The sequence below is a fragment of the Streptomyces sp. NPDC093546 genome (assembly GCF_044765045.1).
Lineage (GTDB): Bacteria > Actinomycetota > Actinomycetes > Streptomycetales > Streptomycetaceae > Streptomyces.
This window is the reverse complement of the sequence record NZ_JBIWJG010000001.1, coordinates 386,487-400,442: the sequence shown is the minus strand read 5'-3', so window position 1 is coordinate 400,442 and position 13,956 is coordinate 386,487. Positions and strand designations below refer to the sequence as shown.

14 protein-coding genes and 1 riboswitch are annotated in these 13,956 nt (G+C 71.4%); of the genes, 6 read left to right on the top strand and 8 right to left on the bottom strand.

The window, feature by feature from the left end:
- Positions 1-4: 4 nt before the first annotated feature.
- The 3 genes from ACIRNI_RS01720 to ACIRNI_RS01710 all read right to left on the bottom strand — a co-directional run bounded on the left by ACIRNI_RS01720 (position 5) and on the right by ACIRNI_RS01710 (position 3,723).
- A complete protein-coding gene (locus ACIRNI_RS01720) occupies positions 5-958 on the bottom strand; it encodes an ABC transporter permease (protein ID WP_403547389.1) in 954 nt (317 codons plus the stop codon).
- 1 nt (position 959) lies between these two features.
- On the bottom strand, positions 960-1,964 hold the full coding sequence (locus tag ACIRNI_RS01715; protein WP_403547387.1) for an ABC transporter permease: 1,005 nt from the start codon (positions 1,962-1,964) through the stop codon (positions 960-962).
- Between the two features lie 88 nt (positions 1,965-2,052).
- The gene (locus ACIRNI_RS01710; protein WP_403547385.1) at positions 2,053-3,723 is read right to left on the bottom strand and encodes an ABC transporter substrate-binding protein; all 1,671 of its coding nucleotides are present in this window, start codon (positions 3,721-3,723) and stop codon (positions 2,053-2,055) included.
- Between the two features lie 394 nt (positions 3,724-4,117).
- Between ACIRNI_RS01710 and ACIRNI_RS01705 the strand changes: the two genes are divergently transcribed.
- Positions 4,118-4,882, top strand: a complete 765-nt coding sequence (locus tag ACIRNI_RS01705) for a hypothetical protein (RefSeq protein ID WP_403547384.1) — start codon at positions 4,118-4,120, stop codon at positions 4,880-4,882.
- 56 nt (positions 4,883-4,938) lie between these two features.
- Here the strand turns inward: ACIRNI_RS01705 and ACIRNI_RS01700 are convergent, their stop codons facing one another.
- The 3 genes from ACIRNI_RS01700 to ACIRNI_RS01690 form a co-directional block, all read right to left on the bottom strand.
- Entirely contained in the window at positions 4,939-5,721 is a 783-nt protein-coding gene (locus ACIRNI_RS01700; protein WP_403547382.1) for an enhanced serine sensitivity protein SseB C-terminal domain-containing protein, read from the bottom strand.
- A gap of 33 nt (positions 5,722-5,754) precedes the next feature.
- Positions 5,755-6,489, bottom strand: coding sequence for an enhanced serine sensitivity protein SseB (locus ACIRNI_RS01695; protein ID WP_403547380.1), 735 nt, complete (start codon positions 6,487-6,489; stop codon positions 5,755-5,757).
- A 62-nt stretch (positions 6,490-6,551) separates the two neighbouring features.
- Positions 6,552-7,232: an AAA family ATPase gene (locus ACIRNI_RS01690; RefSeq protein ID WP_403547378.1), complete on the bottom strand. Its 681-nt coding sequence runs from the start codon at positions 7,230-7,232 to the stop codon at positions 6,552-6,554.
- Between the two features lie 156 nt (positions 7,233-7,388).
- Positions 7,389-7,481, top strand: a riboswitch (glycine riboswitch).
- 143 nt (positions 7,482-7,624) lie between these two features.
- Here ACIRNI_RS01690 and gcvT point away from each other — a divergent pair.
- From gcvT to ACIRNI_RS01670, 4 genes are all read left to right on the top strand, one after another.
- Positions 7,625-8,740 carry a glycine cleavage system aminomethyltransferase GcvT gene (gcvT, locus tag ACIRNI_RS01685; protein WP_403547377.1) on the top strand — a complete coding sequence of 372 codons (1,116 nt, stop codon included), beginning with the start codon at positions 7,625-7,627 and terminating at the stop codon, positions 8,738-8,740.
- A gap of 85 nt (positions 8,741-8,825) precedes the next feature.
- Positions 8,826-9,203 (top strand): glycine cleavage system protein GcvH, encoded by a 378-nt coding sequence (gene gcvH / locus ACIRNI_RS01680; protein ID WP_403547375.1) that lies wholly within the window; start codon positions 8,826-8,828, stop codon positions 9,201-9,203.
- A gap of 12 nt (positions 9,204-9,215) precedes the next feature.
- Positions 9,216-10,475: a serine hydroxymethyltransferase gene (glyA, locus tag ACIRNI_RS01675; protein WP_361418731.1), complete on the top strand. Its 1,260-nt coding sequence runs from the start codon at positions 9,216-9,218 to the stop codon at positions 10,473-10,475.
- Positions 10,476-10,643: 168 nt separating this feature from the next.
- Positions 10,644-12,014, top strand: coding sequence for an L-serine ammonia-lyase (locus tag ACIRNI_RS01670; protein ID WP_403547373.1), 1,371 nt, complete (start codon positions 10,644-10,646; stop codon positions 12,012-12,014).
- 21 nt (positions 12,015-12,035) lie between these two features.
- Here ACIRNI_RS01670 and ACIRNI_RS01665 read toward each other — a convergent pair whose 3' ends face one another.
- On the bottom strand, positions 12,036-13,007 hold the full coding sequence (locus ACIRNI_RS01665) for a CopD family protein (RefSeq protein WP_403547371.1): 972 nt from the start codon (positions 13,005-13,007) through the stop codon (positions 12,036-12,038).
- Positions 13,004-13,219: an EF-hand domain-containing protein gene (locus tag ACIRNI_RS01660; RefSeq protein WP_355358579.1), complete on the bottom strand. Its 216-nt coding sequence runs from the start codon at positions 13,217-13,219 to the stop codon at positions 13,004-13,006. The genes ACIRNI_RS01665 and ACIRNI_RS01660 overlap by 4 nt, the downstream gene beginning before the upstream one ends.
- Before the next feature lie 94 nt (positions 13,220-13,313).
- Here ACIRNI_RS01660 and ACIRNI_RS01655 point away from each other — a divergent pair, with 94 nt between their 5' ends.
- Positions 13,314-13,952, top strand: coding sequence for a GNAT family N-acetyltransferase (locus ACIRNI_RS01655; RefSeq protein ID WP_403547369.1), 639 nt, complete (start codon positions 13,314-13,316; stop codon positions 13,950-13,952).
- Positions 13,953-13,956 lie beyond the last annotated feature (4 nt).

Sequence of the window (13,956 nt, the reverse complement as noted above, 5' to 3'; positions counted from 1 at the left end):
CAGTTCAGCCTCGCAGCTTCGGGTCGAGGGCTTCGCGCATGGCCTCGCCGAGCAGCGTGAAGCCGAGAGCCGTGATGATGATCCCGATGGCCGGGAAGAACGACATCATGGGCGCGTTGTCGAAGAAGCGGCTCGCCTGCGAGAGCATCACGCCCCACTCGGGGACGGCCGGGTCCGGGTTGCCGAGGCCCAGGTAGGAGAGGGCCGCCGCCTCGATGATCGCGGTGGCGAGGCTGAGGGTCGCCTGCACGATCACGGGGCTCAGGGAGTTCGGCAGGATCTGGGTGACGACGATGCGCCGCTTGCGCACGCCCAGCGCCCGCGCCGCGAGCACGTAGTCCGAACCGCCCTGCGCGAGCATCGAGCCGCGCAGCAGCCGGGCGAAGATCGGCACCTGCACCACACCGACGGCGATCATCACGGTGGTGAGGGACTGGCCCATCACGGCGGCGATGGAGACGGCGAGCAGGAGCGACGGCAGCGACAGCATGATGTCGGTGACGCGCATGACGAAGGTGTCGATCCGGCGTCCCGCCTGACCGCCGAGCGTCGCCGCGGCTCCGGACAGCAGGCCGATGACCGCGCCCACGATCAGGCCGATGAGCATCGAGACGACACCCACCAGCAGGGTCTGCCGGGAGCCGACGAGGAAGCGGGACAGCTGGTCGCGGCCGAGGTGGTCGAGGCCGAACCAGTTCTCGCCCCGCGGTCCGATGAACTTGCCCTGGTTGGGGAAGACTTCGCCGCGCCAGGTCTGCGCGGTGGGGGCGTGCGGGGCCAGCCACGGGCCCAGCACGGCGACGACCACGAAGACCGCGATGATGACGGCGCCGACGAGCGCCATCTTGCTGGACTTCAGGCGGCGGAAGGCCTCACGCCACAGGCTGCCGCCGGCGGTGGCCTCGTTGCGTACGGTGAGCTGCGCGAGGCGCTCGATCTTGTCAGTCTTGGTGCTCACGTCAGTGCACCCGCACTCTCGGGTCAATGAGGCTGTACGCCAGGTCGACCAGCAGGTTGATGAGGACGTACACCATGGCGATGAACATGATGAAACCGACGAGCACGGGGTAGTCGCGGTCGTCGATCGCGGTGCGGATGAAGGAGCCGATACCGCCGAAGGCGAAGACGGACTCGGTGAGGACCGCGCCCGACAGCAGCGATCCGGTCAGCAGACCGATCGCGGTGACCACCGGCAGCAGCGCGTTGCGCAGCACGTGCCGGCCGCGTACGACGCGCTTCTCCAGGCCCTTGGACTCCGCTGTGCGGACGTAGTCCTCGCCGAGGACCTCCAGGACGCTGGCGCGGGTCATGCGGACGATGACCGCCAGCGGGATGGAGGCGAGCGCGATGGCCGGCAGCACCAGGTGGTGGAGGGCGTCCAGGGTAGCGTCGAACTCCCCGGTCAGCAGACCGTCGAGCACGGCGAAGCCGGTGACCGAGGTGGCGTCGAGGCCGGTGGACAGGCGGCCGTAGCTGGGGAAGAGACCCAGGTCGACGGCGAAGACGCCCTTGAGGAGCAGGGCGAGGAAGAACACCGGGATGCAGATGCCGACCAGCGAGCCGGACACCGCCGTGACGTCCAGCCAGCTGCCGCGCCGCCGGGCCGCGAAGTAGCCGAGCGGGATGCCGACGACGACGGCGATGAACATCGCCGCCAGGCTGAGCTCGACCGTGGCCGGGAAGCGCAGGGCGAACTCGTCCCACACCGGCTGGCCGGTCTGGGTGGAGGTTCCGAGGTCGAGCTCGAAGAGCCGCTTGAGGAAGCGCCCGTACTGCACCCAGACCGGCTGGTCGAGGCCCAGGAGCCGGTTGATGCGCGCCACTTCGGCTTCGGTCGCCCGCTCGCCCAGGATCGCTGAGGCGGGTCCGCCGGGCAGCCGGTTCAGCCAGAGGAAGAGCAGAACCGACAGGCCGAGCAGGGTGGGTATGAGCTGTAGCAGTCTTCGTACGACGAGTCGCAGCACCCCGCATGCCCCTTTCTTAACGTGCGTCAGATGCGGGTCCGCCCGGCCACGGACTGCTGTGGCCGGGCGGACCCCGCGTGAGGTGCGATTACTTGAAGGAAGCCTCGGAGAAGTACTCCTGCGTCAGCGGGGAGACCTTCGGAGGGTTGACGTTCTTGCCGAACGCGATGGCGGGCGGCGAGGAGGAGACGGGGAGACCCGGCAGGTACTCCATGATCACCTCGTTGGCCTTCTTGTACGCCTCGACGCGCTTGACCGGGTCCGCCTCCTTCGAGCCGGCGGTCACCGCGTCGAAGACGGTGGTGTCCTTGAAGCCCCACTGCTTGTCGTACTTGGCGAACCAGGTGCCGATGAAGTTGTAGCCGTCGTTGTAGTCACCGGTCCAGCCGAGCATGTGCAGGGCGCAGGCACCGGCCTCGGTGGCGTCCAGGTAGTCGGGGGCCCACTTCAGCGGCTTGGGGGTGACCTTGATGCCGGCCTTCTCCAGGTCGGACTTCATCAGCTCGAAGATGTCCTGGGGAGCGGGCATGTACGGGCGGGTGACCTCGGTCGGGTAGCAGAACTCGAGGCTCAGACCGGACTCGCCCGCGGCCGCGAGGAGCTGCTTGGCCTTGTTGGTGTCGAAGGGGTACTTCTTCACCTTGTCCGAGTAGCCGGCGATCGTCTCCGGCATGAACTGCGTGGCCGTCTTGCCGCCCTCGGGGAGCTGCGTCTTGACGATGTTGTCGCGGTCGATGGCGTGCGCGAGGGCCTGGCGGACCTCGGGCTTCTTCAGCGCCGGGTTCTTCTCCTGGGAGAAGCCGACGTAGAAGAGGTTGAAGACGTCACGGGTGGGGACCTGGAAGCCCGCGTTCTCCAGGGTCTTCACATCGGCCGGGGCGACGAGGTCGTAGCCGTCGATGTCACCGGCCTGGAGCGCCTGGCGGCGGCCGTCCTCGGTGTCGATGGTGCGGAAGACCAGGTTCTTGATCTTGGCCTTCTCGCCCCAGTAGTCGTCGAAGCGCTCAAGGGTGACTTCCTTGTTGCCCTTGTTCCACTTCGTGATCCGGTACGGGCCGGTGCCGGCGACCGTGCCGGCCTCCTGGCTGTACTTCGGGTACGTGATGGCCTCGCCCTTGGCGGTGGCTTCCTGCTTCTCGTACGCCTTGATGGCCTTCGGCGAGTGGATGGCCAGGGCCTGGAGGGAGAAGCCGCCCGGCAGGGTGGCGGAGGGCTCGTTGACCGTGATGACGGCGGTGTTCTCGTCCTTGGCGGCGCAGGACTTGTAGTTGGGCTTCGGGGCTTCCTTGTCCTCGTTCTTGGCGAAGCCGCCGAGGATGCTCTGCCAGTAGTACGAGACCGCGCTGGACTGGTACGTGCCCTTCCAGTTGAACCAGTGGTCGTAGTTCGCGCAGACGGCCGCGGCGTTGAACGCCTCGCCGTCGTGGAACTTCACGCCCTTGCGGAGGTTGAACGTCCACACGGTGCCCGTGGGGTCGCTCGACCACTTCTCGGCCAGCCCGCCGACGAGCTTGGTACCGCCGGACTCGTGCTCCAGCAGCGCCTCGAAGGCCTGCCGGGTCACCCGGAACGTCTCACCGTCGCTCGCCAGGGCGGGGTCCAGGGAGGTGGGGTCACCGGCGCCGGCGAACACGAAGGTGTCCTTGTCACCGGCCTTGTCGTCGCCCTTGCCGCGCTCGCTGGCACAGCCCGTGGCGATCATCCCGACGGCCAGCGCCGCCGTGATCGCCCGGACGGACCGGGACTTGAATATTCGCATGGGTCCCCCCAGGGGTTCCGCCGTGACGGGAGAGATGGTGGTCTTGACCGGCCGAACACTACCCAGGCGTACGTCGGCGGAGAACAGTCCGCATAGCGGTGATACCTACCTGAGACCCGGACACTCGCCAAACCGGTCAGTTACGGGACAAGCGTGCGGGGAGGCGTAACACCCGTGACATGTGGGGCGGTTCAGAGGGCCGCGCCGCCGGCCCCGGAGGCCGGTGGGAAGTGGCGCGATCGCACACCCCCCATCTTGACGAGTCCATGCCACGATTGCCCGGTCTTGCTCGGTGGCCGTTCACGATCCCGCCGCAACGGGCGGCGGGACCGGTCACGAGCAGCAGGGGGAACGTGACGTGTTACGAAGATCGAAAGCCGCCCTCGCACTGGCTGTGACCACGATCGTCATGGCACTCTCCGCGCCCGTCGGACAGGCCCGGCCGAGCGCCCCGGCAGAGCGGGCCACCGTGCGGGCATCCCACGACGACGCCGTCTACGTCGTCCAGCCGCGAGCGGACGGAACCACCTACATCGCGGTGTACGACCCCGCGCCCGGCGTCAGCGCCGACCAGCTGAGGGCCGGCCTGCGGCGGCAGGGCGTCCGCGGTGTGCAGGACGCCGGCAGCCCCGGCGGCAAGGCCGGCATCGGCACCTTCGGCTGCGCACCCTACGTCGGCACCGCCTCCGCCTGGTGCGGGGCCAAATGGGCCTACGGGCCGTTCAACGACCCGCAGGTGTACTTCCTCGACCACACCAGCGACTCCTGGCCGGTGACGGACGCCCGGGTCGACTGGTACCAGGCGCCCGGCATCGACGCGTACTACCGCTGGCATACGGCGGGCTGCCCCGGGGGCGGCCGTCACTGCGTCCACGTGTACAGCGGCAGTTACGGCACCGACTGGTACGGCGTGACCGAGGCGAACACATCCGGCGGCTACTTCGTCGACGGGTCGGTCACCGTCAAGCTCAACGACCAGGTCACCCCGAACACCTACGCGGCCCGGCGCAGCGTCGCCTGCCACGAGATGGGGCACGCGCTCGGCCTGGACCACAACGGCTCGACCAACAGCTGCCTGTCCGTACCCGAGTTCCCGCAGCATCCGTCCTCGGACGACTTCGGCGTGCTGAACCTGCTCTACCCCAAGCCCGGCACCTGACAGCCGGACCCCTCACGCCGCGCCGGACCGGGTCTCACCCGCCCGGCGCGGTTGTGTCAGGAGCCCTGCGGGGGGTAGCCGTAGCCACCGCCCGGGACCATCGGGGCCGTCGCGTGCGCCTCGCGGTCGTAGAAGGGGCGCGCGTTGGCCCGCAGCCACAGGGTGATGGGGTCGTACTCGTCGGACATGGCGACCGTCGAGACGGGCAGCCCCTCCGGCACCGCCACGATCGACTCGCGCATCATCGCGCGGACCGCGTCGACGGAGGCCTGGCTCGTGTCGTACAGGTCGAGCCCGATGGCGAGGTACGGCGAGCCGAGCGCGGGCTGGACCCAGACGCGGCGCAGGGAGCGAACCGCCGGGGTGCGGTGGGCGTTCTGCGTCAGCAGGGCGTAGAACTGCGGGATCTGGATGCCGGGTTCGGAGAGCTTCAGCGGCCCCGCGGGCATCCGGTCGAGGCCCGTGGCGATGCGGCGCAGGTCGGGCCAGGGGATGCCGACGCCGCCGCCGGGGGCGTGCGGGTTGAGCCAGATGCCCCAGCGGTCGGGGTAGAGCGCGCGGGCGATGTCACGGCCGGTGATGACCTCGTGGGCGCGGTTCCAGCCGGAGACGGCGAGCTCCTGGGCGGAGGTGACGCAGGGCGCGTAGCCGAGGCCGTCGACCTCCATGTTGCCGTACTGGGCGTCGGGCGAGCCGGCCTGGCCGTGCCAGAGCAGCATCCAGACCGGGGCCTCGGCGAGGGCCGCGAGCAGCGCCTCGTACGCGTCGTAGCGTCCGGGCGTGACGTTGCTCAGCAGCTGCTCGATCGGCCCGGCCGCCGCGGTGCTCTGCGCGCTCACCCTGGGTCCCCCTCTTCGGTCCACCGCACCAGCTTAGGCCCGCTGGTAGAAGGGCCGTACCTTCTCCAGCATCCAGTCGCCCACCGGGTCCTGCGCGATGTCGAGCAGGACCAGGTTGACCGGCCACGGCACCTGGACGCGGCCGAGCGCCCGGCCGAGGGCGTCCATCGGTACGTTACGGTCCGCGCCCTCCCAGGAGGAGAGCTGGACGCCGACGAAGAGCGTCGGGGCGCCGCCCTCGATGGAGGCGAGGGCGCGGCGGGCGGTGAGGACGGTGCCGGTGGCCTCGAACTCGGCGGCCGCCGCGGAGAGGAAGTCGACCGGGTCCTCCTGCCAGTCGGGCTCGAACAGCCGCACGCGGGCGCCGCTCGCGGGCCCGTCCAGCGGGGTGCGGCCGACGCGGCACAGTTCGGCGACGGCGGGCGGCGGCAGGGGCGCGCCCACGGCGCCGCCGGGGTTGACGGCGATGCCGAGCTGCGGGGGCAGGCCGCGGGCGAACTCGACGGCGGGCGCGACGGTGTACGCCATGTGGGGGCCGACGCACCGCAGGAACTGCTGCTCGGAGCTGAAGACGGGGACGTACGCCTGGCCGTCCAGCTCCAGCGTGGGCAGGTCGAGGTCCGGGCTGTCGGGGCCGCCGCCCTTGGGGAGGGGGATCCACAAGGGGCTGCGGCCCAGGACCTCGACGAGCCGGGCTCCGGCCGCGGGGTTGCCGAGGGAGGCGGCGAGCACCTCTTCGAGCTCATTGGCCGGCCATGCGGTGTCCACTGGTGTCCCCTCGTCCTTCCCACCCGTGCGGCGCGTCTTTCAGGGCACCCTAACCGTCCGGCTCAGCCGAACGTGATACGGGTCAGCGCCGTCGCCGCCGGCCGGTCGAGCAGCACGGCGGAAGCGCAGCCGCCCGGCAGCACGCCCTTCTCGGCGTCCCGCACCAGCCGCCCCACCGCCCTGCGGTGCCGTGCGAAGGCGTATCCGGAGACGCCCCGCCCCCGCTCGCGCTGGCCCTCGCGGGCCGCCTGGGGGGTGACGTCCAGCAGTATCAGGTGCAGGGCGCGCCCGCGCCGCCGGGCCTCGCGGGCCAGCCAGCGCCGGACCCAGGCCTGGGTGCCGCAGTCGTGGACGACGACGCTCGCGCCGGAGCGCAGGGCGCGCCGGAGCCCGGCGTAGTGGGCGACCCGGACGAGGGGGCGATAGACCGCGTACGGCAGGAAGGGCGGCATCCGGTGCTCCCACCGCTCGCGGGCGTCCTGGGAGTCGATGCCGCGCCCGTCGGCGGCGCGGGCGATCAGGGTGGACTTGCCGCTGCCGGGCAGGCCGGAGACGACCACCAGGTCGCCGGCGGCGAAGCCCAGCTCGCGCGGGCAGCGCCCGGCGCGGTCGCGCAGGTCCCGCAGCACGGGCGCGGGCGCGCGGGTGGGCGCGGGCACGGCGACCGCGCCGGCGACCGCGCCGGTCATGGCACCGCTCACCGCACCGGTGGCCGCGCTCGGACCTGTCCGCTGCAACGTCATCGCGTACTCCCCCTGCTCGGGCTCGGCCTTCCCCGACCCTTGCCCAAGAAGTGTAAAGAAAGGGTAATAAGGCACAAGCGATTTGCCGAGGAGACCCCGCGTGCAATGATGTGCGCGCCACCGCACGCAGGTGCGTACAACCGCATACCGGCCGCTTGAATCCGCGCGGGAGAGTCCCGGGTCCCGCCCGGGCGCCGAAGGAGCAAGTTCCTCCCTTGAATCTCTCAGGCCCCGTACCGCGTGGATGAGGCAGATCTGAAAAGCGGGCCGCCGCGGCGGCTCCACCCAAGGTGCAAGCCGAGGGCCGTCCCCGTACGGTCACGGTGAACCTCTCAGGTTCCGATGACAGATGGGGAGGACCGTCTTCGAGCCATGCCCTGGGAGCCACATCCATGAGCACTGCCCCCCGCCTCACCGCCCTCGATGCCGTGCATCGGGCGCTCGGCGCGACCATGACCGACTTCGCCGGCTGGGACATGCCGCTGCGGTACGGCAGCGAGCGCGACGAGCACAACGCCGTCCGCACGAAGGCCGGTCTCTTCGACCTGTCCCACATGGGCGAGATCACCGTCACGGGCCCGCAGGCCGCCGCCCTCCTCGACCACGCGCTCGTCGGCAACATCGGCGGCGTCGGCGTGGGCCGCGCCCGCTACACCATGATCTGCCAGGCGGACGGCGGGATCCTCGACGACCTGATCGTGTACCGGCTCCAGGAGCAGGAGTACATGGTCGTCGCCAACGCCTCCAACGCCCAGGTCGTGCTGGACGCCCTCACCGAGCGGGCCGCCGGCTTCGACGCCGTCGTCCGGGACGACCGGGACGCGTACGCCCTGATCGCGATCCAGGGCCCTCAGTCCCCGGGCATCCTGAAGTCGCTCACCGACGCGGACCTGGACGGGCTGAAGTACTACGCGGGACTGCCGGGCACCGTCGCGGGCGTGCCCGCGCTGATCGCCCGCACCGGCTACACGGGCGAGGACGGCTTCGAGCTGTTCGTGGAGCCGCAGCACGCGGAGAAGCTGTGGCAGGCGCTGACGGAGGCCGGGGCCCCGGCCGGCCTGATCCCCTGCGGTCTGTCCTGCCGCGACACGCTGCGCCTGGAGGCGGGCATGCCGCTGTACGGGCACGAGCTGACGACGGCCCTCACCCCCTTCGACGCGGGGCTCGGCCGGGTGGTCAAGTTCGAGAAGGAGGGCGACTTCGTGGGCCGGGAGGCGCTGGAGGCGGCCGTCGAGCGGGCGCAGATCGCCCCGCCGCGCAAGCTCGTCGGCCTGGTCGCCGAGGGGCGCCGGGTCCCGCGCGCCGGGATGCAGGTGGTCGCCGGGGGCGAGGTCGTCGGCGAGGTCACCTCGGGCGCGCCGTCGCCGACGCTGGGCAAGCCGATCGCCATGGCGTACGTGGACGCCGCGTACGCCGAGCCGGGGACGGCGGGGGTCGGTGTCGACATCCGCGGTACCCATGAGCCGTACGAGGTCGTGGCGCTCCCCTTCTACAAGCGCCAGAAGTGACCCCGGCGCCGGAAGTGACCTCCGGCACCTCACGCACCACTCCCCCGTTCACCAGCACTCCCCCGCGTACAGGAGAATTCCAGTCATGAGCAACCCCCAGCAGCTGCGCTACAGCAAGGAGCACGAGTGGCTGTCGGCCGCCGAGGACGGCGTGTCGACGGTCGGCATCACGGAGCACGCGGCGAACGCGCTCGGTGACGTGGTGTACGTCCAGCTCCCGGCGGTCGGCGACACGGTGACCGCGGGCGAGACCTGCGGTGAGCTGGAGTCGACCAAGTCCGTCAGCGACCTCTACTCCCCGGTGACCGGCGAGGTCGTCGAGGCCAACGAGGACGTCGTGGCCGATCCTTCGCTGGTGAACACCGCACCGTTCGAGGGCGGCTGGCTCTTCAAGGTACGCGTCGCGGAGGAGCCGAAGGACCTGCTCTCCGCCGACGAGTACACCGAGTTCTCCGGCGAGTAAGGACCTTTTCCGATGTCGCTTCTCAACACCCCTCTCCACGAGCTGGACCCGGACGTCGCCGCCGCCGTCGACGCCGAGCTCCACCGCCAGCAGTCCACCCTGGAAATGATCGCCTCGGAGAACTTCGCTCCGGTCGCGGTCATGGAGGCCCAGGGCTCGGTCCTCACCAACAAGTACGCCGAGGGCTACCCCGGCCGCCGCTACTACGGCGGCTGTGAGCACGTCGACGTGGTCGAGCAGATCGCCATCGACCGCATCAAGGCGCTCTTCGGCGCCGAGCACGCCAACGTGCAGCCGCACTCCGGCGCCCAGGCGAACGCCGCGGCGATGTTCGCGCTGCTCAAGCCGGGCGACACGATCATGGGTCTGAACCTCGCGCACGGCGGGCACCTGACCCACGGCATGAAGATCAACTTCTCCGGCAAGCTCTACAACGTGGTCGCGTACCACGTCGACGACAAGACCGGCCAGGTCGACATGGCCGAGGTCGAGCGCCTTGCCAAGGAGCACAAGCCGAAGCTGATCGTCGCCGGCTGGTCCGCCTACCCGCGCCAGCTGGACTTCGCGGCCTTCCGCCGCGTCGCGGACGAGGTCGGCGCGTACCTCATGGTCGACATGGCGCACTTCGCCGGCCTGGTCGCGGCCGGCCTGCACCCCTCGCCGGTGCCGCACGCCCACGTGGTCACGACGACGACGCACAAGACGCTGGGCGGCCCGCGCGGTGGCGTGATCCTGTCGACGGCCGAGCTCGCCAAGAAGATCAACTCCGCGGTCTTCCCCGGCCAGCAGGGCGGTCCGCTGGAGCACGTGATCGCCGCCAAGGCCGTGGCGTTCAAGGTCGCCGCGAGCGAGGAGTTCAAGGAGCGCCAGCAGCGCACCCTGGACGGCGCCCGCATCCTGGCCGAGCGCCTGGTCCAGCCGGACGTCACCGAGCACGGCGTCTCCGTCCTGACCGGCGGTACGGACGTGCACCTGGTCCTGGTCGACCTGCGCAACAGCGAGCTGGACGGCCAGCAGGCCGAGGACCGGCTCCACGAGGTCGGCATCACGGTCAACCGCAACGCCATCCCGAACGACCCGCGGCCCCCGATGGTCACCTCGGGCCTGCGGATCGGCACCCCGGCCCTGGCCACCCGCGGCTTCCAGGCCGAGGACTTCCGCGAGGTCGCCGACATCATCGCCGAGACGCTGAAGCCGGACTACGACGCGGCGGCGCTCAAGGCCCGGGTCACGGCCCTCGCCGAGAAGCACCCGCTTTACCCCGGTCTGTAAACTCTTCACGCGGTACGTAACGTACGCAACAGACTGAACTGCGGGGCACCGCGCACACTGAACAGTGAGTGCGGTGCCCCGTCTCTTGCCCCCGCTCACCGCCCCACCCCTGCGTTGTCCCTGCACCACCCCGGCAGACAGCGTCGTCTTCCCACCAAGGAGTCCCCCGTGGCCATCTCGGTCTTCGACCTGTTCTCGATCGGCATCGGCCCGTCCAGCTCCCACACGGTCGGCCCCATGCGCGCCGCCCGGATGTTCGCCCGCCGGCTGAAGAACGAGGGCCTGCTCGCCCACACCGTCTCGATACGCGCCGAGCTGTACGGCTCGCTGGGCGCCACCGGCCACGGGCACGGCACCCCCAAGGCGGTCCTGCTGGGCCTGGAGGGCAACTCGCCGCGCACGGTCGACGTCGAGACCGCGGACGAGCAGGTGGAGCGGATCAAGAGCGGGGGGCGCATCAGCCTGCTGGGCGTCCACGAGATCGCCTTCGACTTCGACGCCGACCTGGTCCTGCACCGCCGCAAGGCGCTGCCGTACCACGCCAACGGCATGACCCTGTGGGCGTACGACGCCGAGGGCGCGACGCTGCTGGAGAAGACGTACTACTCGGTGGGCGGCGGCTTCGTCGTCGACGAGGACGCGGTGGCGGGCGAGAATCCGATCGTTCCCGACGACACCGTGCTGAAGTACCCCTTCCGCACCGGTGACGAGCTGCTGCGCCTGACCCGCGAGACCGGCCTGTCGATCTCCGCGCTGATGCTGGAGAACGAGAAGGCCTGGCGCACCGAGGACGAGATCCGCGAGGGCCTGCTGGAGATCTGGCGGGTCATGCAGGCGTGCGTGGACCGCGGCATGTCCCGCGAGGGCATCCTGCCGGGCGGCCTGAAGGTGCGCCGCCGCGCGGCGAACACCGCGCGCAAGCTGCGCACCGAGGGTGACGCGCAGGCCCTCTCCATGGAGTGGATCACGCTGTACGCGATGGCGGTGAACGAGGAGAACGCCGCGGGCGGCCGCGTCGTCACCGCCCCCACGAACGGCGCCGCCGGCATCATCCCGGCGGTCCTGCACTACTACATGAACTTCGTGCCGGGCGCCGACGAGGACGGCGTGGTGCGCTTCCTGCTGGCGGCGGGCGCGATCGGCATGCTCTTCAAGGAGAACGCCTCCATCTCCGGCGCCGAGGTCGGCTGCCAGGGCGAGGTCGGCTCGGCCTGCTCGATGGCGGCCGGGGCGCTCGCCGAGGTGCTGGGCGGCAGCCCGGAGCAGGTGGAGAACGCCGCCGAGATCGGCATGGAGCACAACCTGGGCCTGACCTGCGACCCGGTCGGCGGCCTGGTCCAGATCCCGTGCATCGAGCGCAACGGCATGGCGGCGGTGAAGGCCGTCACGGCGGCGCGGATGGCGATGCGCGGCGACGGCAGCCACAAGGTCTCCCTCGACAAGGTCATCAAGACCATGAAGGAGACGGGCGCCGACATGTCGGTCAAGTACAAGGAGACCGCGCGCGGCGGTCTCGCGGTGAACATCATCGAGTGCTGAGCCGCACGCGGAACACGTCGCTCACTGAAGGGTGAGCCGGGTGCTGATCCAGTGCGGGTCGGGCACCACCGTCAGCAGCGCCGACACGACCACGACGCCGGCCAGCACCGCCAGCTCGGCGCGGGCGGGGGCCGTCGCGTCCCCGCCGTGCCGCGCCCGGCGGCGGTGCATGCGGCGGCGGGCGGTCAGGGCCAGGGCGCTCGCCACCGCGACCAGGGCGAGCTTGGCGATCAGCACCCTGCCGTACGCGCTGGAGAGCACGACGTCGGCGGGCAGGCGCCGCAGCGTCGAGCACGTGCCGGTGACAGCGAGCGCCGCGTAGAGCCAGCCGGCGAGGCGCGCGTACCGCGTCAGGGCCTCGCGTGCACCCCGCAGGCCGCCGCGCAGGTGCGCCACGCGCAGCACGTACAGCAGGCCGCCGACCCACAGGGACCCGGCGGTGAGGTGGACGACGGTGAGGGCCGTGCCGAGCTCGGGCGTGTACGGCTCCGGGTGCGCGCGCAGCGCCTCGGCGCCGGTCACCAGCGCGAGCGGGGCGAGCGCCCAGCCGGGCCGGGCGAGCGCGGCGCAGGCGGCCGCCAGGGCGAAGCCGTTCGCCATGAGCAGCAGCAGCCCGCCCTCGCGCGTGCCGTACGCGGCGGTGAGGTCGAGGCCGCTCACGTCGGCGAGCACCACGATCTGCCCGGCCGAGGCGGCGGCCCCGCCGAGCGCCGCCCACACCGCCCACGGCCGGGGCCGGGGGCCCTCCCCCGCGAGCCGGACACCGGCGAGTTCTCCCAGGTGCAGGGCGAGGGCGGCGAAGACGGCGACGCGCAGCAGGGTGGTGGCCCCGGGGGCCGGGATGCGCAGCTCGCCGGTGCCGTGCGCGGCGATGCCGGCGCCGTACAGGGCGACCGCGAGCGCGGCGAGCGCGCCGGCGCCGGCGAGGAGCGCCGTACGCGTACGGCGCCGCCCGGATCGCCGGACGGCGCCGTCGGGTGCGTGGACGGTCACGCCTTATTGAGGTGCGCCCAGAACTCGTCGAAGGTCAGCAGGCCGTCGCCGTCGCCGTCCTGGTTGTTGATGACGGCCTGGGCGACGGTCTCGGTGACGTTGAAGTCGCCGAGCTGCGCCATGACGCTCTTGTACTCGGCGGCCGAGATCAGCCCGTCCCCGTTCACGTCGAACCGCTCGAATGCCTTGCGCGCCGACTCGATGTCCGCCACAGGTCCACCCCTTCTTGGTGCATAACTGACGCCGGTCAGATTATCGGGACGGCAGGTGCACCCGGTCCGGGGGCCATCCGGCACCATGGAACGCATGAGCGATGCGGTGGCGGAGATCCTGGCGGCAGCGGCACGCGGCGCGTTCCCGCCGGCCGACGGTTCGGTGACGGTGGTCCCGCAGCCGAACACCCGGGACGCCGGCGTGCTGTCCTTCACGGCGCACTCGGTGGTCTTCACGGACGAGGACCCGGACTGGATACGCTCCACCCTCGCGGCCACCGCGAGCGACCCCCTGGCCGCCACCATGAACCCGGTGTTCCTCGCGGCGGTCCTGGCCCGTACGGGCCGCCACATGAACACCGTCGACCTCCTGACGGCCGCCCCCGCCCTGCCCGGCGCCCCGGAGCTCCCCCTGCGCGAGATCGCCGACCCCGAGCACCCCCGCGTCGCGCGCGCCCTCAAGTTCCGCGACGACGTACGCGTCTGGGCGGCCGACGGCGGCGTGGTGATCCTCGGGCGGGGCGTCGCCGGCCGCTGGGAGGCGGCGGTCGAGGTCGACGAGGAGGCGCGCGGCGGCGGACTGGGCACGGCCCTCGCCGTCGCGGCCCGCCATCTGGTGCCGGACGCGGTGGTGTGGGCCCAGCAGGCGCCGGGCAACGCCCGCAGCGTGCGCGCCTTCCAGGCGGCGGGTTACCGCCCGGTCGGCTCGGAGGCGCTGTTCATCGCCGGGTAGGGCA

Coding starts and splice junctions, on each gene's coding strand:
- ACIRNI_RS01710 (WP_403547385.1), bottom strand. CDS start 3,723: ATGCGAATATTCAAGTCCCGGTCCGTCCGGGCGATCACGGCGGCGCTG.
- gcvH (WP_403547375.1), top strand. CDS start 8,826: ATGAGCAACCCCCAGCAGCTGCGCTACAGCAAGGAGCACGAGTGGCTG.
- gcvT (WP_403547377.1), top strand. CDS start 7,625: ATGAGCACTGCCCCCCGCCTCACCGCCCTCGATGCCGTGCATCGGGCG.
- ACIRNI_RS01655 (WP_403547369.1), top strand. CDS start 13,314: ATGAGCGATGCGGTGGCGGAGATCCTGGCGGCAGCGGCACGCGGCGCG.
- glyA (WP_361418731.1), top strand. CDS start 9,216: ATGTCGCTTCTCAACACCCCTCTCCACGAGCTGGACCCGGACGTCGCC.
- ACIRNI_RS01690 (WP_403547378.1), bottom strand. CDS start 7,232: ATGACGTTGCAGCGGACAGGTCCGAGCGCGGCCACCGGTGCGGTGAGC.